At 37.9% G+C, this 21,961-nt stretch carries 21 protein-coding genes and 1 pseudogene; 9 read left to right on the forward strand and 13 right to left on the reverse strand.

The features are described 5' to 3' along the window. The first annotated feature begins 37 nt into the window (after positions 1 to 37). Both E4N80_RS00060 and E4N80_RS00065 read left to right on the forward strand, forming a co-directional pair. Complete coding sequence (locus E4N80_RS00060; RefSeq protein WP_253699571.1) at positions 38 to 982, forward strand: hypothetical protein; 945 nt, start codon at positions 38 to 40, stop codon at positions 980 to 982. Between the two features lie 20 nt (positions 983 to 1,002). Beyond that, positions 1,003 to 1,233 (forward strand): PspC domain-containing protein, encoded by a 231-nt coding sequence (locus tag E4N80_RS00065; protein ID WP_253699572.1) that lies wholly within the window; start codon positions 1,003 to 1,005, stop codon positions 1,231 to 1,233. Between the two features lie 50 nt (positions 1,234 to 1,283). On the opposite strand, the gene E4N80_RS00070 is transcribed toward E4N80_RS00065, so the two are convergent. After that, a complete protein-coding gene (locus E4N80_RS00070) occupies positions 1,284 to 2,243 on the reverse strand; it encodes a poly(ethylene terephthalate) hydrolase family protein (RefSeq protein WP_253699573.1) in 960 nt (319 codons plus the stop codon). Positions 2,244 to 2,249: 6 nt separating this feature from the next. Then, a complete protein-coding gene (gene pip / locus E4N80_RS00075) occupies positions 2,250 to 3,191 on the reverse strand; it encodes a prolyl aminopeptidase (RefSeq protein ID WP_253699574.1) in 942 nt (313 codons plus the stop codon). 861 nt (positions 3,192 to 4,052) lie between these two features. Between pip and E4N80_RS00080 the strand changes: the two genes are divergently transcribed. From E4N80_RS00080 to E4N80_RS00100, 5 genes are all read left to right on the forward strand, one after another. Further along, positions 4,053 to 5,492 (forward strand): Na+/H+ antiporter NhaC family protein, encoded by a 1,440-nt coding sequence (locus E4N80_RS00080; protein WP_253699575.1) that lies wholly within the window; start codon positions 4,053 to 4,055, stop codon positions 5,490 to 5,492. Positions 5,493 to 5,508: 16 nt separating this feature from the next. Then, positions 5,509 to 6,402 (forward strand): acetamidase/formamidase family protein, encoded by an 894-nt coding sequence (locus tag E4N80_RS00085; RefSeq protein WP_253699576.1) that lies wholly within the window; start codon positions 5,509 to 5,511, stop codon positions 6,400 to 6,402. A gap of 130 nt (positions 6,403 to 6,532) precedes the next feature. Continuing rightward, positions 6,533 to 7,555, forward strand: coding sequence for an ABC transporter substrate-binding protein (locus E4N80_RS00090; protein ID WP_253699577.1), 1,023 nt, complete (start codon positions 6,533 to 6,535; stop codon positions 7,553 to 7,555). Then, positions 7,552 to 8,556: a FecCD family ABC transporter permease gene (locus E4N80_RS00095; RefSeq protein ID WP_253699578.1), complete on the forward strand. Its 1,005-nt coding sequence runs from the start codon at positions 7,552 to 7,554 to the stop codon at positions 8,554 to 8,556. The genes E4N80_RS00090 and E4N80_RS00095 overlap by 4 nt, the downstream gene beginning before the upstream one ends. Beyond that, positions 8,540 to 9,343 carry an ABC transporter ATP-binding protein gene (locus tag E4N80_RS00100; protein ID WP_253699579.1) on the forward strand — a complete coding sequence of 268 codons (804 nt, stop codon included), beginning with the start codon at positions 8,540 to 8,542 and terminating at the stop codon, positions 9,341 to 9,343. Before E4N80_RS00095 ends, E4N80_RS00100 begins: the two co-directional genes overlap by 17 nt. Here the strand turns inward: E4N80_RS00100 and E4N80_RS00105 are convergent. The 11 genes and pseudogenes from E4N80_RS00105 to E4N80_RS00155 form a co-directional block, all read right to left on the reverse strand. Next, the gene (locus E4N80_RS00105; protein ID WP_253701076.1) at positions 9,334 to 9,537 is read right to left on the reverse strand and encodes a hypothetical protein; all 204 of its coding nucleotides are present in this window, start codon (positions 9,535 to 9,537) and stop codon (positions 9,334 to 9,336) included. The genes E4N80_RS00100 and E4N80_RS00105 overlap by 10 nt on opposite strands. A 54-nt stretch (positions 9,538 to 9,591) precedes the next feature. Further along, positions 9,592 to 11,575 (reverse strand): annotated as a pseudogene (locus E4N80_RS00110) (xanthine dehydrogenase family protein molybdopterin-binding subunit); the annotation flags it as partial. Between the two features lie 8 nt (positions 11,576 to 11,583). After that, on the reverse strand, positions 11,584 to 12,423 hold the full coding sequence (locus tag E4N80_RS00115) for an FAD binding domain-containing protein (RefSeq protein ID WP_253699580.1): 840 nt from the start codon (positions 12,421 to 12,423) through the stop codon (positions 11,584 to 11,586). Then, positions 12,423 to 12,884 (reverse strand): (2Fe-2S)-binding protein, encoded by a 462-nt coding sequence (locus tag E4N80_RS00120; RefSeq protein ID WP_253699581.1) that lies wholly within the window; start codon positions 12,882 to 12,884, stop codon positions 12,423 to 12,425. The genes E4N80_RS00115 and E4N80_RS00120 overlap by 1 nt, the downstream gene beginning before the upstream one ends. Positions 12,885 to 13,064: 180 nt before the next feature. Beyond that, positions 13,065 to 13,649, reverse strand: a complete 585-nt coding sequence (locus tag E4N80_RS00125; protein ID WP_253699582.1) for an NTP transferase domain-containing protein — start codon at positions 13,647 to 13,649, stop codon at positions 13,065 to 13,067. A 45-nt stretch (positions 13,650 to 13,694) separates the two neighbouring features. After that, the gene (locus tag E4N80_RS00130) at positions 13,695 to 14,654 is read right to left on the reverse strand and encodes an XdhC family protein (protein ID WP_253699583.1); all 960 of its coding nucleotides are present in this window, start codon (positions 14,652 to 14,654) and stop codon (positions 13,695 to 13,697) included. A 38-nt stretch (positions 14,655 to 14,692) separates the two neighbouring features. Next, positions 14,693 to 16,237 (reverse strand): BCCT family transporter, encoded by a 1,545-nt coding sequence (locus E4N80_RS00135; RefSeq protein ID WP_253699584.1) that lies wholly within the window; start codon positions 16,235 to 16,237, stop codon positions 14,693 to 14,695. A gap of 11 nt (positions 16,238 to 16,248) precedes the next feature. Further along, positions 16,249 to 17,223: an aromatic amino acid lyase gene (locus tag E4N80_RS00140; protein WP_253699585.1), complete on the reverse strand. Its 975-nt coding sequence runs from the start codon at positions 17,221 to 17,223 to the stop codon at positions 16,249 to 16,251. Beyond that, positions 17,204 to 17,746 (reverse strand): aromatic amino acid lyase, encoded by a 543-nt coding sequence (locus E4N80_RS00145; protein WP_253699586.1) that lies wholly within the window; start codon positions 17,744 to 17,746, stop codon positions 17,204 to 17,206. Before E4N80_RS00145 ends, E4N80_RS00140 begins: the two co-directional genes overlap by 20 nt. Positions 17,747 to 17,916: 170 nt before the next feature. Beyond that, complete coding sequence (locus E4N80_RS00150) at positions 17,917 to 18,765, reverse strand: DUF4300 family protein (RefSeq protein WP_253699587.1); 849 nt, start codon at positions 18,763 to 18,765, stop codon at positions 17,917 to 17,919. Positions 18,766 to 18,841: 76 nt separating this feature from the next. After that, on the reverse strand, positions 18,842 to 19,717 hold the full coding sequence (locus tag E4N80_RS00155; protein ID WP_253699588.1) for a PD-(D/E)XK nuclease family transposase: 876 nt from the start codon (positions 19,715 to 19,717) through the stop codon (positions 18,842 to 18,844). Positions 19,718 to 20,059: 342 nt separating this feature from the next. Between E4N80_RS00155 and E4N80_RS00160 the strand changes: the two genes are divergently transcribed. Both E4N80_RS00160 and flgD read left to right on the forward strand, forming a co-directional pair. Continuing rightward, the gene (locus E4N80_RS00160) at positions 20,060 to 21,433 is read left to right on the forward strand and encodes a flagellar hook-length control protein FliK (protein ID WP_253699589.1); all 1,374 of its coding nucleotides are present in this window, start codon (positions 20,060 to 20,062) and stop codon (positions 21,431 to 21,433) included. 11 nt (positions 21,434 to 21,444) lie between these two features. After that, the gene (flgD, locus tag E4N80_RS00165) at positions 21,445 to 21,954 is read left to right on the forward strand and encodes a flagellar hook assembly protein FlgD (RefSeq protein WP_253699590.1); all 510 of its coding nucleotides are present in this window, start codon (positions 21,445 to 21,447) and stop codon (positions 21,952 to 21,954) included. Positions 21,955 to 21,961 lie beyond the last annotated feature (7 nt).

Here is a 21,961-nt window from a genome sequence, read left to right on the forward strand (position 1 = left end):
AATTATAGGTGTATAATAGAAGGAGGAGGAATTGAAAATGCAAAAACTCTACTCAAAAATATTTATCGCAATTTTATGCACGGCTCTTGTTTTAGGCTGTAAATCGACTCCGAAGCAGGCTTCTGATACTCCATCAGGGCCCGGACAGATATCCATTAATTCGGTTACATGGATGATAGAAAGATTGGATACTTCAATATGGAACGGAACGCTTAAAGGAAATGGTGAGATGTTTATAAGCTTTTTTATCAATTATGAAGGCTCTTTTAATACAAATTATGTCCAGAAACTTTTGGTTGAATCCCCGGTCGATATGTGGGTATTAAATTCTTCTCAGCTTGAAAAGATAACCGAAATTGATGACAAGGCTAAGATTGCATCCGTAAAACGCCTTCAATGCGGGGAAGGATCAGGTTCCGTTGCTCTCGGAAAGTGGAAATTCATTCTTACCGATAGGAACGGCAATAAGTATGAGCAGGTTCTGGATATTACCGGTTTTGAAAAGAAAGCTCAAGATAAAACCGATGAATCCAAGGCTGAAGAAGGAAACCTTACTTCTGCCGAAACTGCTCCGGAAAATATCAAAAAGATAGTTCCTCAATCTTCGTCAAAGAATGAAATAGCCGCTCTTTCGGTTCCCGTAATTAAATCGGTTTCAAAAGAAGCTGACTCGATAGAAATTTTCTTTTCGGTAAATGATGAACGCGTAAAAAACGGATATTTTTGGTTTGATGTGCCGGGAGAAAAATACTATAAAGATTCCGGTTCTATGATAGATGCATCGGGAAAACCTGTAAACGGATGCAGAGCTTTTTCAAAAGACGGAAAGGAATGCCGTTACATCTTGCGCAAGGATGATTCCAATTCCGATTGGTTTGATAAGATAACCGCCTGTTTCTTTGTTGTATCAGATACAAACAGGGTTTCTTCTCCTTGGGAAGAGAGAAACAGAACCGTAAGTGCCAAGGCTGAAGTTAAATAGACTCATTTTACGAGGAAAAGATGAAAAAGAGATTATGCAAATCGTCAAGGGATAAAAAAATTTTAGGAGTTTGTGCAGGCCTTGCCGAGTATCTTGGCGTTGACCCTGTTTTGATAAGGCTCCTGTGGATTATATTTGCCTTATTTGTAGGCTCCGGAATCATTGTTTACATAATAGCAGCTATTATCATGCCCTATGATACGGAAGTTAAGGATGATGATGAGCCCTATGAGTATGCCCCCCGTGATTGATTGAGTTTATAACTATATAAAGCAAAAAGCTGCCGATAAAGGCAGCTTTTTTATTTTAAATTACGCGAATCATAGCTTGGATAGGCTTCATGTTCTCTATGTATTTCGGTATAAAGCAAGTCTTTAATATCTTGAAAACTTTCATCATTTATTTGAAAATATTTTAAATTTTCTTTTTTACCCTTTAAAAATGCATCAAACCATAATACTGAAAGACGGGAATAAAGTTTAAATGCTTTTTCATCATACCCTCCGGATAGGGGTGTTTTAAAAATATCCAAGGCTCCATTATGCTTTATATTTTTAAATGAGAGAAAACATGCAGGGGCGTCTTTATTTAAGTTTTTAAAAAACTTGTAGGTTTTTTCGGGATAAGCGGATCTATCAATTTCGGAAGTTAAAAATAAAACGGCACTTTTAATTTTCGGGAATTCGTCGCCTAGTTCTTCATTGGAGCTTGCTATGGCTTCAACAATAGGTGAGGCTCCATTATAAGGATGAATTGCACTTATAGCCTTAACTTCAGGCATAAGGCTTGCGTAATAAAAAGATGCAGGCCCGCTCATCGAATGGGTTACAATACCTATATTATTTATATCGATTAAGCCGTATAAATCGTGAGAGGAATCTTCATTTTTATTCTTTATCAAATTGTGGACGGCAGTAAAGGTTGGAATCCAATCCTTTGGGATGGCTTTTTTCTTTGAAGTAAAAAGAGCTACGGCATATCCGTATGAGGCAAGATAGTGTCCGATAGGTAACAAACCGTATTTATAATTAGCCCACCCATGGCTTACTAAAATAAGAGGGTATTTTCCTTTTTTTTTAGGTATATAGACTGTAACTACGTCTCTTAAATTTTCTTCATTTGAAAGGCTCTTGTCCTCTTTGTTGTCATCCAAGGTTTTTTTATAAACACGGTTAAAGCCTATAATATTTTTGTCATTATAAGCTCTTATATCGTAGGGGCCTTCAAAGATTTTATGCTCGTCTTGTAAATGAGAATTCATAATAAACTAAAAGAATTTTTTATGGTCTTCTGCAGCTCTTACAAGGCCGTCCACCAGTCCCGGTTCCATGCTGGAGTGTCCTCCGAATAGTACAATGTTCAAATTCGATTTGGGTAATTTTTTATGCAGTTTATAAGCGGAGAAGGGCGGACAGTCCATATCGTATCTTCCTTGCACGATAGTACATGGGAGGTCTTTAATCTTATTGCAGTTGTTTAAGATATAATTATCATCCTTAAAAAAGCACTTGTGCAAAAAGTAATGACATTCAGCCTTGGCCATAGCAAGGGCTTCTTCATCACTCATATCATAGACTCCGGGAAATAGACGCACGAGGGCCGATTCCCAACGGCTCCACTTATGGGCAGCTTCAAGCGAAAGTTTTTTATCCTCTCCAAAAAGGCGTTTTGAATAAGCCCTTACCAAGGAGCTCCTTTCTTCCAGCGGAATAAAATTTTGGTAGGCTTCAAAATCTTCAGGGAAGAATTTGGAAGCTCCGCCTTCTTCGTAAATCCAGTCTATTTCTTCTTGCGTTCCTAAAAAGATTCCTCGTAGGATTATAGATACAACCTTATCGGGGTGAGCTATGGAATAGATTAGAGCGAGGGTGCTTCCCCAGCTTCCGCCGAAGACCATCCATTTTTTAATACTTAGATGTTCCCGTAGTTTTTCTATATCTTCAATTAGATTTTCCGATTTGTTTTCTTTCATCTCGCAGGGAGGTAAACTTTTTCCCGCACCCCTCTGATCAAATAAAACTATTCGGTAAAATTCGGGATCAAAATACTGGCTGGCAACCGGAATGCATCCTCCTCCGGGGCCTCCGTGTAAAAAAACTACGGGCTTCCCATTGGGATTTCCGTATTGGGCATAATAAATACTGTGAATATCGGAAACTTTTAAAAAGCCTTCATCAAAAAGCGGTGTTTTTTCATATAAAATTTTCATAGATTACCTCTAATAAAAACTTTTTGCAAGGATTATCAAATCCTGAAAAAAGTTTTTCAAGTATGTGCTGAAAGCACATACATATAATAATGCGAAGTTTTGTACCTTAGGTACAAAACTCGGCAGATAAACAGTGAGGCTGAATTTCTGCCGAACTGTTTATCATACCTCCTAATAAAAACTTATAATAGCTTTTTTGTTGCGGAATTTCAAGTACGGATAAAAATAAGAAATTTAGCAGTTAAATTAATTTTTTTTCAGGTTTAGCATTGTTTTTTAAAAAACATTATGTTATAATTTTCAGTATGGGAAAGCAATATTTAATTTTAAATAAAAAATATTCTCAAAAATTAAGTAAACCACTTGACAAAGTTGAATCCGATCCCATAATTACTCGGTACTCGGTACTCGGTACTCGGTACTCGGTACTCGGTACTCGGTACTCGGTACTCGGTACTCGGTACTCGGTACTCGTGCATAGATTATAACCAAAATATACCATCATCACATTATAACGCACAAAGCGGCATAGTTCTGCTTTGTGCGTTTTTTTATATCTTACTCGTGGTATGCTGCCGCAAGGAAAGCTGCTGTGTAAAGAATTTAGGAGGTTTAATAAACCCTTAATATCTTTAGCACGGTTTGCAAACTGAGCGGTATGATACGGCTCAATGCTTTGCGGTTACATATAAAAATTATTTTAACAGGAGGATTACATGAAGAAAAGTAATTCACACAAAGAGAAGAGAACCGCATTGAAATCGGATAAGCGGTTCTTGAGTTGGATGGCAGTATTTGAGCTTACTGTGTTGTTTCTGTGTGCAGGTCCTTTGACCGGTTTTTGTAAGGAGGGTTAGGTAAATGTTTTCTTTAAAAAAGATATTATCTCCCCATACAGCTTTGCATAAGTTAATGACATTCGGTGTTGCACTAATTGTAATTCTTTTGGCTGCCTTTTTTACACCCGGAGCTGAGGGATTAAGTGCAAGTATAGGAACGCTGGTTATCGTATTTATTCTTTATTATACACTGGTCAGCCGAAGAATTTTGGAAACACTGATTTTAGGTACTTTTTTCAGTATTGCCTTGCTTAAAGGCCGGGGAGTTGTGCAGGGATTTATCGATCAACTCTTTGCAACAATGGCAAATGCGGATTTCGCATGGATTTTACTTATGTGCTGTTTTTTGAATGTTTTCAGCAAACTATTGGGTAAAGCCGGTTCTATGCATGCAATTGCACACTTGATTCGCCGTATAGTAAAAAAACCTAAAGATTTAAATCTTGCTTCATGGCTGATGCAGTTTCCGCTTTTTTTCGATGATTACATGACAATCGCCGTAGGTGGAAATATTATGGCTCCTATGTATGATGAGATGGACGTACCTAGAGAGGAAGGTGCATTTATCATCCATACATTAGCGGAACCTATGAGAGTTTTGTTCCCCATTACTTCATGGGCTGCATTTTTAGGAGGGCTTTATGTATCAGGCGGAATGAATGCAGATGGTACCGGAATGACAGCCTTTTTTAAATCTATTCCTTTTCAGTTTTATCCGATTATTGCCATAGTAGGAACATTGCTTTTTGCAATCGGGAAGCTGCCCAAATTCGGAACAATGAAAACGCCGGACAAAACTTTGTATACCCAATTAGAAACTGCAGAAGATGAACCTGATAAAAAGCACGGAACTTTATTGGATTTCTTTTTACCGCTAATTGGTATGATGGCTGCATCATTCTTATTTAACTTCGATATTGTTCCTGCAATGATGGTTATACTTCCTGCAACTGCAGCATATTATCTTATCCGTGGAATTATCAATTCGGAAGATGTTGAGGCATGTTTGGTTGAAGGTTTTGCAGATTTTATGAGTTTGATTTTACTTTTCTGTCTTTCATATATGTTAAATGCAGTGTTGTCGGAAATGGGTTATGTAGACTACTTGGCAGGATTGGTCAGCCGTTTTGTAAGTCCTAATCTTTTACCTTTCATTGTATTTACAGTGTTCTGTCTTTCTGAGTGGATTATGTCATTGAACTGGAGTCTTTTGCTGATAGCGTTCCCAATGATTTTACCGGTGGCAATTTCGGTAGGAGCTAATCCGTATCTTACAGGTGCTGCAATGATTTCTGCCGGCTGTTTCGGATGCAATATGTGTTATATCTGTGATTACACGATGTTGACATCCTCGGTTTTCGGATTAAAACCTGATCGCCATGCATCGACATGTGTACCTTATTCCGTAGGTTTTGCCGTTATTTCTGCCCTGTTATTCCTTTTGGCAGGGTTTGTATTTTAGTGAAAGGAGGAAATTTATGTTAACAGTAGAAAAAACAACATATACTTTTTCCAAAAACGCCGAACCTGCAGCGCGCGTAAAGCCAATGGATATATTGGAATTTATAACTGTAGATTGTTTTGGAAATCAGATTAAAAAAGAAACGGATTTAGCTGAAGTCATAGATTGGGAGCGTGTCAATCCTGCAACCGGACCTGTATTTGTTGAAGGGGCAGAAAAAGGAGATGTGCTTGCTGTTGATATTTTGGATATTACCGTTAATGAGTCCGGTGCTGTCTGTACAATCCCCGATTGCGGACCGTTTATAGAAAAAAGTGAACTGCGTACCCATATTATTCATGTCAAAGACGGATATGTACACTTCAAAGATATGAAGTGGCCCATTAAACCTATGATAGGTGTTATAGGCTGTGCTCATGACGAGCGTGATATTCCGACAGGGCATGTATATAATCATGGCGGGAATATGGATAGTGCCATTATCACAAAAGGGGTTACTCTCTGGCTTCCCGTTAGGGTAAAGGGAGCTCTCTTGGCTCTCGGAGATCTTCATGCAACTATGGGGGATGGAGAAGTCATCGGAAATGGTATCGAAATAGGCGGACGTGTTGTTGTGCGTGTGCGCCTGTTAAAAAACTTTGAACTGAATTGGCCGATGACGGAGACTGAAACGGATTTCTTTGTCAATACTTGCGGACCTACATGTGATAAAGCAATTGAAGCGGGATACCGTGAAATGCATCGTTTGATTTCCAATGCTTATGGCTGGGATTATACAGATACCGGTATGTATATGACAATGAGAGGTATACTCTCTGCAAACCAAGCTTGCTTAACTGATGAGGCGGGCGGAAATACCTTCCGTGTTGGTACACCCAAAGATGCAGGGAAAAAGAGACTAATCGGATAAAAACTTTATCGAAGGGCATATTGATTTTCAATATGCCCTTATTTTTTCATCTTGAATAAATGCTTGACAGACCATTCACATATCTGTAAAATCGTATGTTAGTTATAGTTAAATCACAGGAGGAATATCTATGAGAAAAAAAATGAAGTTGTTTGCTGTTTTTATGTTTGTTATTGCAGGATTCCAATTATGGGCTGGGGGAAGCCGTGAAAAGTCGGGAACAGGGACTTTTGCCGAAGTTACCGACCATCGGGGACGGCAGGTTATAATCCAAAAAAAGCCTGAGCGTATAGTTGCTCCTTTTTATATTTTGAGTAATACAGCTCTTGCAATCGGCTGTAGAGATATAATCGTTTCAGGTGACGGCGGTAAGAGCGGAGTAAGACCCTTTATAAAAGAATTCGCTCCCGAATTAGCTGAAAAGCCCGTTTGCGGCTCTGCAAAAAGTTTAAACCTTGAAGCCCTTGCTTCGGTAAATCCCGATCTTATCCTTGTTCCGTTTAAGGCTGCTGATCAATTGCCTCAAATAGAAGCTCTCGGAGTTCCGGCCTTGGTTGTTGAACCTGAGACTATAGAAAATTTTTTCATCTATGTGAAAATGTTGGGAAAAGCAGCCGGTAAAAATAAAGAAGCCGATAAACTTCTTAAATTTTATAATGAGATTTTAAGTGATGTGGCAGGTTTTATAAAAGGTGAAGCCCCTGTTTCAGTTTATATGAACAGCCGCTCCGATGCCTTAAATGCACTAAGCCCTAAAATGTTTCAAGCGGAGCTTATCAAGGCTGCAGGCGGCCGATTGGTTACGGACGATATAAAGGACACATATTGGACAAAGGTTTCTCTTGAGCAAGTGCATAAGTATGCTCCTCAAGTTATTGTTATGGCTGCCGGTGCAAAAAAATCAGGAGACCTGTCTTCTAAAAAAGAGTGGAAGGGTATTCCTGCGGTAGACACAGGAAAAATTTATACCTTTCCGTCATCGGTAGATGAGTGGGATTCTCCTATTCCCGGTTCATGCTTAGGTATTATTTGGCTCGCAGATAAATTGCATCCTGGTAAGATACCTGAAGGTTATCTTGAAACAAAAGTAAAAGCATTTTATAAGGAATTTTTCGGTAAAGAAAAAGACATAAAATCCTTGAATGTAGAGTGAAACAAAAGTATAAAATATTTTTAGTTATTATTCCCGTCATTGCGGTATTCTTTTCGCTTAGTTGGGGGAGGTATTTTATTCCATTTTCGGAAATATTTAAAATACTTATCCCGCTAGGCGGAGAATATTCTAATTCAGCTTATAATGTTTTTATAAATATAAGACTTCCCAGAACGTTATTTGTATTTATTGCAGGGGGCGTTTTAGCTTTAAGCGGTACAAGTTTACAAAGCCTTTTTAGGAATCCTCTTGCTTCCCCCGATATTATAGGTGTTTCTTCCGGCGCTTCTCTTGGGGCAGCTCTTGCAATAGTTATTTTTCATGCAAGCCCTTTTATCGTGCAAACATTTGCTTTTGCAGGGGGAATAATTGCAGTTATCTTGGTATTACAAATTTCTCATATAGGAGGGGAACATTCTCTTATAAGGCTTATCCTTGCAGGTATTATCATAAATGCAATAGCCGGTTCTTGTGTTTCGATTATTAAATATACTGCCGACCCGATGAATGAGTTACCCTCTCTTGAGTTTTGGCTGATGGGCTGTTTTAATATTATTACATGGCGGAATTTTATCGTGTTTTTGCCGATTGTGTTTTTGGGAGGAGGCTTTATTTTTTTATACCGCAGGCAATTAAATATTTTGTCCTTGGGAGATGAAGAAGCTGCAAGCCTCGGCGTATCGGTAAAAAAAATGAGGCTGCTTTTTATCGCTTCTTCTACCTTGTTGGTGGCCGTCGTTGTTTCTGCTGCCGGAATAATAAGTTGGATAGGTTTAATTGCTCCTCATATTGTAAGACTTCTTTTTGGAAATAATAACGATAAGCTGGTTCCGTTTTCGTTTATATGCGGGGCATCTCTTTTACTTGTTGCAGATACCTTTGCCCGTTCCATTACAGGAGGAGAAATTCCGATAAGTATTATAACGGCATTTATTGGGGCTGCGGGGCTTGCAAGTTTTATGTCGGCTAAAAAGAAGGTTGGCTATGAATACGGCTTTTGAGCTTAAGGATGTTTTTGCCGAAAGAGGAAAAATTACCGTACTTAAAAACATATCGCAAATTATTCCGCAAAATAAGATTATAAGTTTGATAGGTGCGAACGGTGCAGGTAAAACTACTCTTTTAAGATTATTGGCCGGTTTGGAAAAACCTGTAAACGGAACACTGTCGGTATTGCAAAAAGATTCTGTCTCATTAACACGGAAAGAATTTTCCCGCTATGTTTCTTATATTCCGCAAGAACATAGGAGTGTCTTTGCTTACACTGTAAGAGACTTTGTGGTTATGGGAAGAAATCCTTATCAATCGGAAATAAAGGCTCCTTCAAAAGAAGATTGGGAATTTACGGATTATGTGCTCGAAAAATTGAGATTAAAAGATTTTGCCGAGCGTCCTTATACTCAATTAAGTTCGGGTGAAGCCCGTCTAATTTTGCTTGCACGCGGTCTTGTTCAAAATGCTCCTATCATGCTTTTAGATGAACCTACCTCAAACCTTGATTTTTATAATGAGCATAAACTCATGGAAATTATATGCAAGCTGTGTAAAGAAGAAAAAAAAAGCATAATAGTTTCTATTCATAATCCGGCTCTTGCAATTCAATATTCGGATATTGTTTATTGTATTCATCAAAACACAATCTTTGAAACGGTAGAAAAATCCGATAATTCTTTTGACAAAAAAATAATCGAGCTTCTTAATCTTATTTATAAAAAAGATGAGGCTTCACAAATTCATTTAAAATATGTTGATGATAAACCCTTTGTTTATATAAAGCCTTATTTTTGAGATAATTTTGTAAGTTCTTCAACAATTCTTTCGGGTGTTGCAGGGTAGTCGGTTATGTTTGTTCCCAATGCATGATTTATTGCATTAAGAACAGCAGGGGCCGGTGCTACCGCCGAAATTTCGCCTACGCTTTTTAAGCCGTAGGGAGCCTTTTCGTCTTCACTCTCAATAAGAAGTGTTTTTATATATGGCATATCTTGCGAATTTAAAACATGATATTTTGAGAGAGTGCTGTTTTTGATATAGCCTTCCTTGTCTCTGATAATTTCTTCCGAAAGGGCCATGCCTAAAATAAATTGGCAGCCGCCGTGAATCTGGCCTAATGGCTTTCCCTATGTCATGAATTGCAAGTAAATCCGTTATTTCTACAAGCCCCGTTTTTTTGTCGACCTTAACTTCGGCAAAGCAGGCCGCAAAGGCTGCGGGGTTTGTTTTTTGTTCGTGGTGAACATAAACGGAAGTTTGATCCGAAAGCTTTTTTTCTCTCATTGTAGCTATTTCGCCGTAAGTGTAGGTTTTAGACGAGTTTTTGATTTTTACAATACCGGAATCCGTATACATATCTTCAAACGGGATATTTTCTACCTTGTTGAGCGTATCAAAAAGTTTTGTCTTTAATAATTCTCCGGCTTCGATTAGAGCTCCGCCAGCGACAAAGGTTACTCTGCTTGCTTGTGTACCTGCTGCGTCATAAGGTGTTATTGCCGTATCCGCTTCGGGTATTGTAATTGCGGATGGGTCAATGTCAAGGGCTTCCGCCGCTATAAGGCGTAAAGAGTCAATGGTTCCGCAGCCCTGTTCGTGTACTGCAATTTTTACAAATACGGAACCGTCGGGGTTTAATATCATTTCGGTATTTATAAAATCGGGGAAGGCACCAAGATAGCCGTTTCCGTGCGTGGCACAGGCGACTCCTACTCCGTAGGCATAGCGTTCGGTGTTTTGTTTATGGATGTTATTGTATTTGTTTTTCCAGTCGAAAGTTTCCATTCCTTTAATGATACATTCTTTGACGGCAGCCTTTCCTAAATTCGGGCCGCCTACCGGATCATCATCATAAGGGTCAACCAAATTTTTAAGACGGAATTCGCAAGGGTCTATTCCTAATTTTTTTGCGGCATTTGTTATATTAATTTCGGAAACGGCATGGGACTGAGGGCCTCCGTAAGCACGGCAAGCTCCTCCGGGGATTCCGTTTGTATAATAAGCCCTGCCGTGAAATTCCTGATTATAAATTTTATAAAGTCTAAAAAGTTTTTTTGCATAGGCATTTGTTATGCTTGTGTTATTTGTATCGTAGGCTCCGCCGTCGATTAGGGTTTCAACCTTTCTGCCTAATATGGTTCCGTCTTTTTTTACAGCGGTTCTGATTTTTACCTGAGTAGGATTCCGTGAAAATGTTCCTATTATGCTTTGTTCCCTGTCCATGTAAACAAGCACGGGGCGTTTACAAATCCATGCTGCAGCACCTGCAGTAAATTCCAAAAGGGGCTGCTGCTTTCCTCCAAAGGAGCCGCCCATGTTAGTCTTAATTACCCTTACCTTAGAATAAGGAATTTGTAAAATGCGGGCCATGTGCATTTGCACTGCAAAAACGATTTGTCCCGGGCTGTGTATTATTAAATTTCCGAAGTCGTCAAATTCGGCTAAGGAGATGTGAGGTTCTATTGCAAGGTGATGGGTACGCGGGGTGGAGCCCGTATCTTCTATTATGTAATCGGCTTCCGCTTCCGCTTTTTTAAAATCTCCGCATGCTATTTTTTTTTCATAAGCAAGGTTGGTTTCTCTTTTAAGGATTACCTTATCTTGAGCGGCTTCTTCAATGCTTGTTACAACCGGTAATTCTTTATAGTGTACGGTTACTTTTTTTATGGCTTCTTCAACAGCTCTTTTTGTTTCTCCTAAAACGAGGGCAATTCTGTCGCCTACAAAACGAGCCTTATCATTTAAAATATATTCATCACGGTGTGCAGCTATTCCTGTAAACCATTCCATACAGTTATAAGGAACTTTCGGAATATCTTTGTAAGTAAGAATTCGATAAATTCCTTTTACCTTTAATGCTTCGTCAAAATCAAAACTTATTTCTGCGTGAGGTTTTTCACTCAGTATTAGTTTACCGTAAAGCATGTTATATCTTTTTATGTCTGCTAAAAATTTTGTTGTGCCTGTTACCCTTTCAAGGCTGTCTTCCCGTTGGAATCTTTTACCGATGTATTTATATTTATTCATAATAAACCTCAATCTTCTTTTAAGTTTTTAATTAGGTCTTCAATTAATCCTTCGACCGCCGTTCTTTTATAAAATCTGGAAGAGCGTGCAGGAATTGCACTTTCTATTTCGTTATGTGCAATGTTTTGTAATTCTTGAAGATTAATATTTGAAACATTTTTCCCTTCAAGATAGGTTTCAATATTAACGGCTTTTACAGGCTTTATTCCTACAGCCCCTAAGTAGGCTCTTACATTTGTCAGTGCCCCATCATCGGGTATGTATTCTACAGCGCAGCTTACCTTAGAAATTGTAACGGCTTTCCTTGCTCCTACTTTTTTAAATGCACTCACTCTATTTTTTTGAGGGATTAGAATTTCGGTAACAACTTCATTTTTGGTAAGAATAGTTTTTTCCCTTCCGATTATAAATTCATTGATAGGCACGATTCTTTCCTCGCCGCTGTAATCAAGAATTTTTACGGCAGCTTCTAAGCAAAACAATGCTAAACTGCAATCTGCCGATTGGGATGCGTTGCAAACATTTCCGCCGATAGTTGCTCTGTTTCTTATAAGGGTAGAGCCTAATTCATAAGCGGCTTGGTGTAATGCTTTACATTTTTCTTTTATTATATTATTTTCGCAAAGTTCGGTCATAGTTATGAGCGAGCCTATATGTAAGAAATATTTTGTTTCATAGACAGTTTTAAATTCTTTTATTTTTGTTATATCGATAATGCTGTAATCGGTAAGCTTACTATTTTTTAAGTGAATAACCAAATCCGTTCCGCCGGCAATTATAAAAGTGGAATCGTCTATGTTTTTTAGCAGGTTTAATAATTCATTTTTTTCCTTAGGAGAATAGAGCATTAATTTACCTCCTTTACTGCCGCTTCTATGGCTTCAATAATTTTAATATAGCCGGTACATCGGCAGAGGTTTCCTTCTACGGCTCTTTTTATTTCATTGAGGCTGGGATTTTTATTGTTCATCATAAGGGCTTTTGCACTCATTATAAACCCCGGAGTGCAAAATCCGCATTGTACGGCTCCGTATTCAATAAATTTTTTTTGTAGAATATCAAGTTCTCCGTTTTGTGCAAGGCCTTCGATGGTTAAAATTTCGCAGCCGTCTATTTGTCCGGCTAAGACGGTACAGGAGGTAACGGCTCTTTTATCCATAATTACGGTGCAGGCACCGCATTCTCCTTCGGAACAGCCTTCTTTTGTTCCCATTAAATTTAGTTCATCTCTTAAAAAATCAATGAGCCTCATTTTTTCATCTACATCCGCTTCAATCGGACGGCCGTTAATTATCGTGTTTATTCTCATTATAAAACCTCAAACTGCATTATACACTAATTTTTAAATTATTAGAATATATGGCATCTCTAAAAACTTTGTTAGATTTTTAGAGATGCCTGACGAGTTTTTCATAAGTCCTTATATATCAATGACTTACGAAAAACATCGCAAGTTAAATCTAAGGTAAACCTCTAAAAACTGAGGTTTTTAGAGGTTCTCTATATTCATTTTAATAATTTTTTCATAGCTTTCAGTATCATCAATATCAAATCCTTCAATTGTGTTTTTAATGATTAAAAACTTTGAGTTATTCTCATTTATTAAAGAGGCTCCGCCCTTATCTTTTTCAAGGTTTAATAATTCGTTCTTGTATTTAGAAGGGAGGATTACGGGAGAACCCCGGTCATTCCCGTACTTAGGATAAATAATATAATCTTTGTTTTTGCAATAGAATTCCATAAGATTTTTTATTGTAGGAACCGTTAAAAAAGGCTGATCTGCTACAAAGAACATATAAGCATCGGCAGATCCGGACGCCTTTATTCCCTTTTTTATCGATTCCGATTTTCCGATATGTGCAGTTTCATTAGGTACCGGCTTGATTTTTCTTTCGGAAGCATAAAGTGAGATTTCGCTGTCATTTGTTACAATTATTTTTTCCGCAAATTCGATTTTTTCTATATTGTCGATAATGTACTGATATACTTTTTTCTCCCGTATCAAAAGTTTTAATTTATTTTGCGGCATTCTTTTTGAAAAACCGCTTGCCAATATTATTGCAGAAATTTTCATTATAATTATCCTTGTAATTTTTTGTGAGTTTGTAAAAACAAACAGCTATTTATTATTCCTGTAGCTTTGAATTATTTCACCTGCAATGCTTACTGCAATTTCTTCAGGAGTCAAGGCCGAAATTTTTATACCGACAGGAAGGTGAACTTTTTGATTGTAGATATTTTCCAAATCGGTATTTGTAAAATGTTCTTTATAAGAAACAGCTTTGTATTTGTTTCCGACAACGCCTATATAATAAGGCTCTTTTTTTAAGACGCTTTCCAATACCGTGATGTCATGCTGATGGCCGCGGGTCATGATACAAACATAGTCGCTTTTTCGAATATCGATGCAGTCAATTTCGGAAAAGTCCATAATAATTTTTTTTATTCCGGGAAAATCTTTTTCGGTTATAAAGTCTTTTCTGTCATCTATGACCGTTACATCAAGATTTAAAAATTTAAACAAGTTTGCTGCAGCTTTTGCTATGTGTCCTCCGCCGAAAATAAATACCTTCATCGGATTTTTTATTTTGGTTTTAAATAAGTCTTCTTCTTTGTATTTGTTGCTGCCGGAGGTAAAAGGATATAGCTTTCCGTTTATTTCTATTGAAATTCCTAAGTCCTCTTTTAGATTGTATACTAAATATACATCATTGTCTTCAACCGATTCGATTATTTTATCTAAGTATTCCAATGTTTTTTTATTGGTTACATCGATGTATTGATAATGAATGGTGTTACAACCTCCGCAAACCATTCCAAGATTTGCAGCCGTTATTTTTGAAACTTCATACTTGACATTTTCGGACTGTTTCTTTTCCAATAATTCGACCGCATGGTTTGAAACTTCGTACTCTTGGCTTCCCCCGCCTATAGTTCCTGCATATCTGCCGTCACTGGTAACGAGCATTGTGGCTCCCACTTCTCTTGGGGCTGAACCGTGTTTAAAAATTATTGTTGCCGCTACAAATGGAATCTTTTTTAGAACTAAGGAGTGGGCTTCTTCTATTATCTTTATCATATGAAAAAGCGGGTCAAAGAAGACCCGCTTGTTTTATCTTATTCTACGATTTTGTCCACAAAGAACATTTTGATTGCCGATATTACCTGTAGAATGAAAATGAATAATACGACAAAACCGCCTGCTGCCGCTAAAGACTTAACGCCGGCAACACCTTGTTCACCTCCGCCGAAGGCTGCCATAACGATAGCAACTACACCGATGATAACGCCCCAAAGAACTTTTAAATATCTGGGAGCTTCGGAACCGATAGGTATGTTTTTGATACACATGGATGCAACGTTGTTTGCAGTTGCATCGGCTGCGGTTACAAACGATATCAAAATTACAAAGAGGTTTACCGGTACAAGTATTGCAGCAAGAGGAATGTTCTTTATAAATTCAAACAGTCCCATAACCGCATTTGAATTTTGGATTACACCTACCAAGTCGACTTGACCTGTCAACTGCATATTTAATGCCGTGCTTCCCCATACTCCGAACCAAACGATGCCGAATACTGCAGGAAGAACCAGGTTTACAATTAAACATTCTCTGATAGTTCTTCCGTAAGAGATTTGTCCTAAGAAAATACCTGTTACGGGTGCATAAGCTACCCAGAATGCAAAGTCAAAAAGTGTCCAAGAACGGGTAAGAGGTGCTCCTCCGATATCGATAGGATCCAGTCCCCATCTCCAGAAGTTATGAAGCCATTCAGCCATACCTGCTGTCGTATTTCTTAAAATATAAAGGGTTGGGCCTGTCACGAGTAAAAGTATAAGCAATCCGTAATAGAAGTATGCATTAATACCTGCGAGCTTCTTTAATCCCTTATCAAGACCTACATAAGAAGAAAGTGTAAACATTGCAACAATTAAAATACCTACTACAATGAACATTGTCAAATTGTTTGATAGTCCGTATGAAGCATTTAAGCCGGTTATTATCAATGTTATACACATTGTCAATGCTGTACATAAACCTATGGCGATTGCAAGCATTGAAAGGGTGTCGATAATACTTGATGCAACTCCTTTTTTTATTTTGTCTCCAAATAGGGGCTGCAAGGTTGAAGTTACGTTTAATTGTTCTTTTTTGTTAAAATATATGTAAGCTACAACGATACCTGCAAGGGCATAAATAGCGTAAGGAATAAATGTCCAGTTATAAAAACATCTTCCCATTGCAAAGCGGGCTGCTTCTGCCGTTCCAGGCTGGATTCCTAATGCATCGAGTTCTCCCCAGACATTTCCCAAATAGATAATGGGCTCGTTTACACCCCAAGTTACTATTCCTGTTGCAACACCGCCTGTAAGGGTCATAGCAAACCATGTTCCGAAAGAATATTTCGGTTTTGCATCTTTACCGCCGATTCTAACGCTTCCAAGTTTTGAAAACATAATTACACAGGTAATAATAAATACGGCCATTACTGTAATTTGATACAGCCAGCCGAAGCTTTCTAAAGACCATGCAAAAAATGTATTTGACATGCTTGTCAAAGCTTCATTGTTTACTATACCGATAATAGCGGCAATTAGTACAAACGAAAATGCCGGAATAAAAACCGACCATCGTATTTCTTTTTTCTTGTTCTCATCCATAAAATTGCTCCTTAGATGTTTAATAATTTTTTTGATTTTATAAACTCGTACATTGTTTCAATGTCGCGGCTTATATTTCTATCTTCGTTGTAGAAAGGTAGGACTTCTCTTATAAGAGAATAGGCTTTTTTTGTACCTTCTCCTAACTTTTTATTTCCGCGCAAGTCTATTGCCTGTGCTGCATGCATTGCTTCAATTCCGATAATATAACGTATATTATCAAGCATTTGAAATATTTTATAACATGCCAAAGGTAAATTGCTTGCGTGGTCTTCAATAGTTCCTGCCAAAGAATAAAAGTCCATTGATGACGGATTTGCCAAACCTCTGTTTTGGGTGTCAAGCATTGTGAAGGTTTTTTGAATTGTACCGAAAGCAATGGTCTTTACGTCTTGAGGCGTTAAAAACCTGTTTAGCTTTGTAAAAGATGGGTCTGCAAGTTTTATCATTCTGTAGCATGAAGTTTTTGATAAATGGCTTAAAGCTGTTGCAAGCATTTCAACTCCGATTGCCAAAGATGTTATTTCAAAATTTGCACTGACAAAGGAAGAATGTTCGTCTATTATGATACAGGGATTGTCATCGGTTGTATTCATTGTGGTTAATAATTGTTCTCTGACATAATCCATTGCATCATACATTGTTCCGTTTACAGAATGTGCACACCTAAAGCTCAATGGGTCTTGTAAGGCTCTTTCAGGATCGGGATCATGTAAAAAGCTGCCTTTCAAAAATTCTCTGCACATTTCAGCTGCTTTTATTTGACCTTTGATTCCCCTTACGGCATTGACATCTTCTCTTAATGATTGAACAACTCCGTTGAGCCCTTCAAGGCTTAAACAAAATATCAGGTTGGACATATAAACCAAATCTTCTATTTCTTTTAAGACAATGGCAGTCATCGCTTCCCCTTGCGCATTACAGGAAACGATACTCAAACCGTCTTTGGGACCCAGCTTTGCCGGTTTAAGACCTGCTTTTTCCATAGCTTTTTTTGGAATTCATAATTTCGCCGTTAAAAGAAACATCTTCCTCTCCGATAAAAGCAAGGCCTATGTGGGAAAGGGTTGTTATGTCTCCTTCTCCTATGGAAGAACGCATCGGTATTCTCGGATGAATTCCGTAATTTAAAAAATCCCTGTAATGGTGTAAAAGCTCTGCGGAAATTCCCGTGTGTCCTGTAAGGGCCTTATTTAAGCGCAAAAGCAGGATTGCTCTTACCTGCTCATCGGGATGATAGGGTTTTACACCTAAACAATGGCTGTTTAACAGGTTGCGGTTATAGGTTGCAAAAAAATCTTCGTCAAATTCTTTGTCTTTGTTCCAGCCTACTCCTCGGTTAAGACCGTAGACGGGCTTTCCTTCGGCGGCCATATCGAATAAGATTTGACGGGCTTTTTTTACTTGGTCTTCCGCATCATCGGAAATTTTTACCTGGCGATTACCGTATGCAACAGAGTATACATCTTCCAAGGATAATGGCTTGCCTGTTAAAATTAAAGCATCCATAATTATTCCTCCTTAAATCTGCCTAAATAAGGGTTAGATTGGTTCCGCATTTGCCTATAACTGACAGACAAATCAATCTTTTTTTATCCATAATAGGCTCTTCAAAGATTATATAATATAAATTCCAATATTGCAAGAAAAATTTATTAAATTCTTGCTAAAAAATTTCCTTAATATAGCTCCAATTCCACAAGCTCTCCGTTTTCCATGATAAAAGGTTTTGCCGTATCTTCGTCTTGGTAATGTTTATATTTTAAAAAGAGGTAATTATAGCAATCTTCTTTTCGGGCAAATTTTACGGCTTGAAATGGTTCGGAAAAAGAAAGTTTTTCTACAAACAGGAATGTGTTATTATTTTGCAGCAATACACCCGTGTGTCCTATAAAAAGATAGTCTCCGTCCAAGTTATCATGCAGAACAACCGAAAGCATTTTTGCATTTTCATCGAAACCTATGTTTGTAAAATGTTCTTTCATCTTTTGGGCATGAATGAGAATATCCTTTGTATTTTCGGTTTTTACCCTTGAAAATAATTGTTTAAACCTTTCAGTATCGTTATCATTAAATATTTTCCCTGTGGAGATAGCTTCATTATCCATAAACAAAAGAGCATCATCGATAGGGGCTTTTTTAATTTCAATATTATCCTTTAGAAGCATAAAGACGTTTATCCTGCAATTTGTTCCGATAAAATTGCCCTTTTTAGATTTCCATAATTCGTCTATTTTTTGCTCATCATATTCAGGCGGCTTTTTTTCAAAACCCTTTGTCAAGCCGGTTTTTTCTATCGTTTCATTATAGTCGATAACTCCTCGTATAAAGGTTTCCGCATTTTTATTTTTCAAATGCGAATTCAAAACAGCTTGAACTTCTTTTATACTTTCATCGTCACTCATGTTCGAAAATAGTGGTTTTTTGTCTTGTACCTCATTTTGAATTGTAAGAGCCTCTTTTGTATCATTGTTTTTTTGGCATGATACAATGAGCATTACCATAAGCACTGTTAATATTTTTTTCATTATTGTCTCCTGAGTTTTTCTAAAATTTCATGTTTATTTAAGTTTAATTATTGCTTTAGCCGTATTCTATCATAAATTATAGTTGTTCGATTTCTTTAATATCCAATCCTGTAGCCCTTGCAATATTATTGGGTGATAGCCCCATATCAAGTAAATTCCTAGCCGTTTCAAGTGCTTTTTGATGTGAGCCTTCAGCTAAACCTATACTTCTTCCTTTTTCCTGCCCTTCGGCTAAACCCTCTCTTCTTGCTTCACTGCGTTCATCTTCCACATACATCCGGTATTTTTCGTCAGAGAGTTCTATTGCCATTCGCCTCTCTTCATCAGTTACCCTAAAGAGTGTTGCTTCTGCCATTTTTATACCCTCCTCTAATTTACACAATTCTTCCAACATTCCGCTTTTTTTGTCTTCTTCATAGTTGGCTAAAAACCTTATCCAAAAGTCTTTTAAGCTATACTCTTCCAAGCTCTTTTTCATAGTATAAACTATTAACTCGTTTAATTCAACATAAAGATATTGAATTATCGAGCTCTCAGGCATCTTTACAAGCTCTGCGTTTTTAGGAACATCGCAGCCGAAAACGGAAAGACTTATGGCGTACAAAAAGTCGTCCTCTTTGGGCTCCGTTTTTAAAAAGCGGGAAGCGAGACGCATGAGGTACATTTGACTTCTGCGATGATAATTTGTTTTCCAAAACTGCTGCATCTCAAGGTCTACAAGAAGACCGTTGTCGGTTCGAATCAAAAAATCGAGGCGGTAAGTTTCTCCCGAAGGCCTGTCCCTGATAAGCTCGGTGTTTATGATTTCGGCCTTGTTGATTTTACCGTAAGAATCTTCCAAAAAAGCGTTTAAAAAGCTTATAAGGGCTTTGTTGCCTTCTTCGCCTTTTGAAAACATCAGCTTAAAAACCCAATCGGTTTTTGGATTTAAAATAGTTTGTTCATCATTCATATTACATTTCTCCTTAAAACAGCAAATTATTTTGCTGCTCTCACTATTATTATTCAAATTTTTTGTAATATATAGTAATTTTTTTTAAGAAATTTTTAATTTAAAGCTTGTATAGATTTTTTTCCTAAACCCGCCTTAAAAATAAGCCGAAAATTTATTGAAGTAACATATAGGAGGTATGATAAACAGTTCGGCACAAATGGTACCTCTCTGTTTATCTGCCGAGTTTTGTACCAAAGGTACAAAACGTCGCATTATTGTATGCAGTTTGTAAACAAACTGCGTGAAAAAACTTTTTTCGGAAATTGATATTTCCTGCAAAAAGTTTTTATGGAGGTTCATATGCAAGCACTTGATGTTCGTATGCAGGCTTTGCCGGTAAAAGAGCCGGAGAGAGAAGACCCTAGGGACATTAAAAAAGCTGATGCGGAACCTGTAAGAAATGGAGATTCATTCCTGGCAATGATCAAAAAGATGATTGCCGCCGCCAAGGATGGAAGCAAGGAGACTGATGAAGCCCGATTTGAGGATGCCCGTCTTAGGGAAGATAAAATAAGGGATTTATCGCTTCAAAAGGAAGCAGGAAAGCAGAATACGGAACTATCATCTGAAGACCCTAAGTCTAAGAAAATAGATGCCGAAAAACTGCTTAATTCCAAAGAAGCTTATTTAAAAGAGGCCAAAGACTTAACGAAAAAGCCTAAAAACGAAACTCGTAAGCTGCACTCAGAAAATTTAGATACCCAAAAGGTACAAAAAAACATGCCTGAGCTGGAGCTTAAAATTCTCAATGAAGATTTTAGTGATGAGATTAAGGACTTTTTGCCGCAAGATGTAAAAGAAGACGAAACTATTTCTCTTTTTTCCGATGAAGCTTTAAAAAAATTAGACAAGGCGGAAAAGAAAAAGACTCAGTCCTTTGACGATGAAAAGACGGAACAAGCCGGAAAGTTAGGGCTTTTATCCAAGGCCGATAAAAAGGACTTATCAAAAAAACTTTCTTCACAAACAGAGGCAGCACAGGAAAATTTAAACAAAAAGCCGGTTTCCAAGTCTAAACCTAAGATTTCCGTAGAAGATTTACGCTCAATGCCTTCTGCCCAAGCGGATGCTGCTATTCATACCACAGCTTCCGAATCACGGGTTGAGACGGACAATTCCGTCGATATGGTAATCGATTTTAGCGGAAAGGCTCAAAATGCGTCACAGGGCGGAGAACTGCAAAACACTCAAACCGGAAACGAAGCTCAAAAAACAAACCAAACTTTTTCTGCTATGTTGACTCAAGAAATAAGGGATGCTGCCGCAGACTTTGTACAAGCCGGAAAAATCGTTCTCCGCGACAATAATGCAGGAGAAATAAGACTCCATCTAAGACCTGAAAATCTGGGAGCCGTAAAAATCAATTTGGAGCTGAGTGAAGGAAAAAGGGTTACGGGAACAGTAACTGTTGCCTCTAAAGAAGCCTACGAAGCCTTTGAGAAAAATTTGGATAATTTGGCCGAAGAATTTAAACAAAACGGTTTTGAATTTGCCGAATTTAATTTAGATTGGTCGGGTTTTTCGGGGCAAGAAGGATTTGCCGAAAATTTTGAATCTTTTGCAGGATTTGCCTATAAAAATCAAGAACAAGATTTAAGGCAGCTTGAAAAAACGGCCGATAATTTGAGTACCTACAGTTATGTCTATGGTTCGACTGTAGATCTTTTGGCTTAAAGGGGTATTTTATGCAAGTAAATAACATTAATAGAAGTGCCGTAGATACGGCTTTTGAACAAGCTGAGATGATGAAGGATTTTAAATCCGAGATGAGTCCTGAAGAAAAGGCTCTTTTAGGTCTGCAGGTTGACACCTTAAATAAGCAGAATTTTGCAGAAACAAGGGTTCCGAAACAGCAGCTTGGAAAAGACGACTTTCTTCAGCTTTTAATTGCCCAGCTCACCCATCAAGACCCTACATCTCCGATGGAAGATACGCAATTTATAGGGCAAATGGCTCAATTTTCATCCCTTGAGCAGATGACCAATATGAACAAAAACTTTGCCGCCTTAAACGAGCTTATGACAGGCTCATCGGCCGTAAACGCCGTCGGCAAAAAAGTTGACTTAGACCTAGGGTCTTCTCAGGTTTCCGGTTATATTTCAGCCGCAACACGCGGTATAAATCCGGAAGTTATGGTAAACGGAAACTGGTACAACTGGTCAGCCGTTAAAACAGTTTATGCAGATAACAATTAGGAGGCAA

This window comes from Treponema denticola (assembly GCF_024181605.1).
Taxonomy (GTDB): domain Bacteria; phylum Spirochaetota; class Spirochaetia; order Treponematales; family Treponemataceae; genus Treponema_B; species Treponema_B denticola_B.

Bases quoted from the DNA above. Each gene is read 5' to 3' on its own strand.
- E4N80_RS00105 (WP_253701076.1), bottom strand. From the start codon at position 9,537: ATGCCATATATAAAAACACTTCTTATTGAGAGTGAAGACGAAAAGGCT.
- E4N80_RS00090 (WP_253699577.1), top strand. From the start codon at position 6,533: ATGAGAAAAAAAATGAAGTTGTTTGCTGTTTTTATGTTTGTTATTGCA.
- E4N80_RS00060 (WP_253699571.1), top strand. From the start codon at position 38: ATGCAAAAACTCTACTCAAAAATATTTATCGCAATTTTATGCACGGCT.
- pip (WP_253699574.1), bottom strand. From the start codon at position 3,191: ATGAAAATTTTATATGAAAAAACACCGCTTTTTGATGAAGGCTTTTTA.
- E4N80_RS00130 (WP_253699583.1), bottom strand. From the start codon at position 14,654: ATGATAAAGATAATAGAAGAAGCCCACTCCTTAGTTCTAAAAAAGATT.
- E4N80_RS00100 (WP_253699579.1), top strand. From the start codon at position 8,540: ATGAATACGGCTTTTGAGCTTAAGGATGTTTTTGCCGAAAGAGGAAAA.
- E4N80_RS00145 (WP_253699586.1), bottom strand. From the start codon at position 17,746: ATGGATGCTTTAATTTTAACAGGCAAGCCATTATCCTTGGAAGATGTA.
- E4N80_RS00080 (WP_253699575.1), top strand. From the start codon at position 4,053: ATGTTTTCTTTAAAAAAGATATTATCTCCCCATACAGCTTTGCATAAG.
- E4N80_RS00085 (WP_253699576.1), top strand. From the start codon at position 5,509: ATGTTAACAGTAGAAAAAACAACATATACTTTTTCCAAAAACGCCGAA.
- E4N80_RS00115 (WP_253699580.1), bottom strand. From the start codon at position 12,423: ATGCTCTATTCTCCTAAGGAAAAAAATGAATTATTAAACCTGCTAAAA.
- flgD (WP_253699590.1), top strand. From the start codon at position 21,445: ATGCAAGTAAATAACATTAATAGAAGTGCCGTAGATACGGCTTTTGAA.
- E4N80_RS00135 (WP_253699584.1), bottom strand. From the start codon at position 16,237: ATGGATGAGAACAAGAAAAAAGAAATACGATGGTCGGTTTTTATTCCG.
- E4N80_RS00160 (WP_253699589.1), top strand. From the start codon at position 20,060: ATGCAAGCACTTGATGTTCGTATGCAGGCTTTGCCGGTAAAAGAGCCG.
- E4N80_RS00120 (WP_253699581.1), bottom strand. From the start codon at position 12,884: ATGAGAATAAACACGATAATTAACGGCCGTCCGATTGAAGCGGATGTA.
- E4N80_RS00070 (WP_253699573.1), bottom strand. From the start codon at position 2,243: ATGAATTCTCATTTACAAGACGAGCATAAAATCTTTGAAGGCCCCTAC.
- E4N80_RS00125 (WP_253699582.1), bottom strand. From the start codon at position 13,649: ATGAAAATTTCTGCAATAATATTGGCAAGCGGTTTTTCAAAAAGAATG.
- E4N80_RS00150 (WP_253699587.1), bottom strand. From the start codon at position 18,765: ATGAAAAAAATATTAACAGTGCTTATGGTAATGCTCATTGTATCATGC.
- E4N80_RS00140 (WP_253699585.1), bottom strand. From the start codon at position 17,223: ATGGAAAAAGCAGGTCTTAAACCGGCAAAGCTGGGTCCCAAAGACGGT.
- E4N80_RS00065 (WP_253699572.1), top strand. From the start codon at position 1,003: ATGAAAAAGAGATTATGCAAATCGTCAAGGGATAAAAAAATTTTAGGA.
- E4N80_RS00155 (WP_253699588.1), bottom strand. From the start codon at position 19,717: ATGAATGATGAACAAACTATTTTAAATCCAAAAACCGATTGGGTTTTT.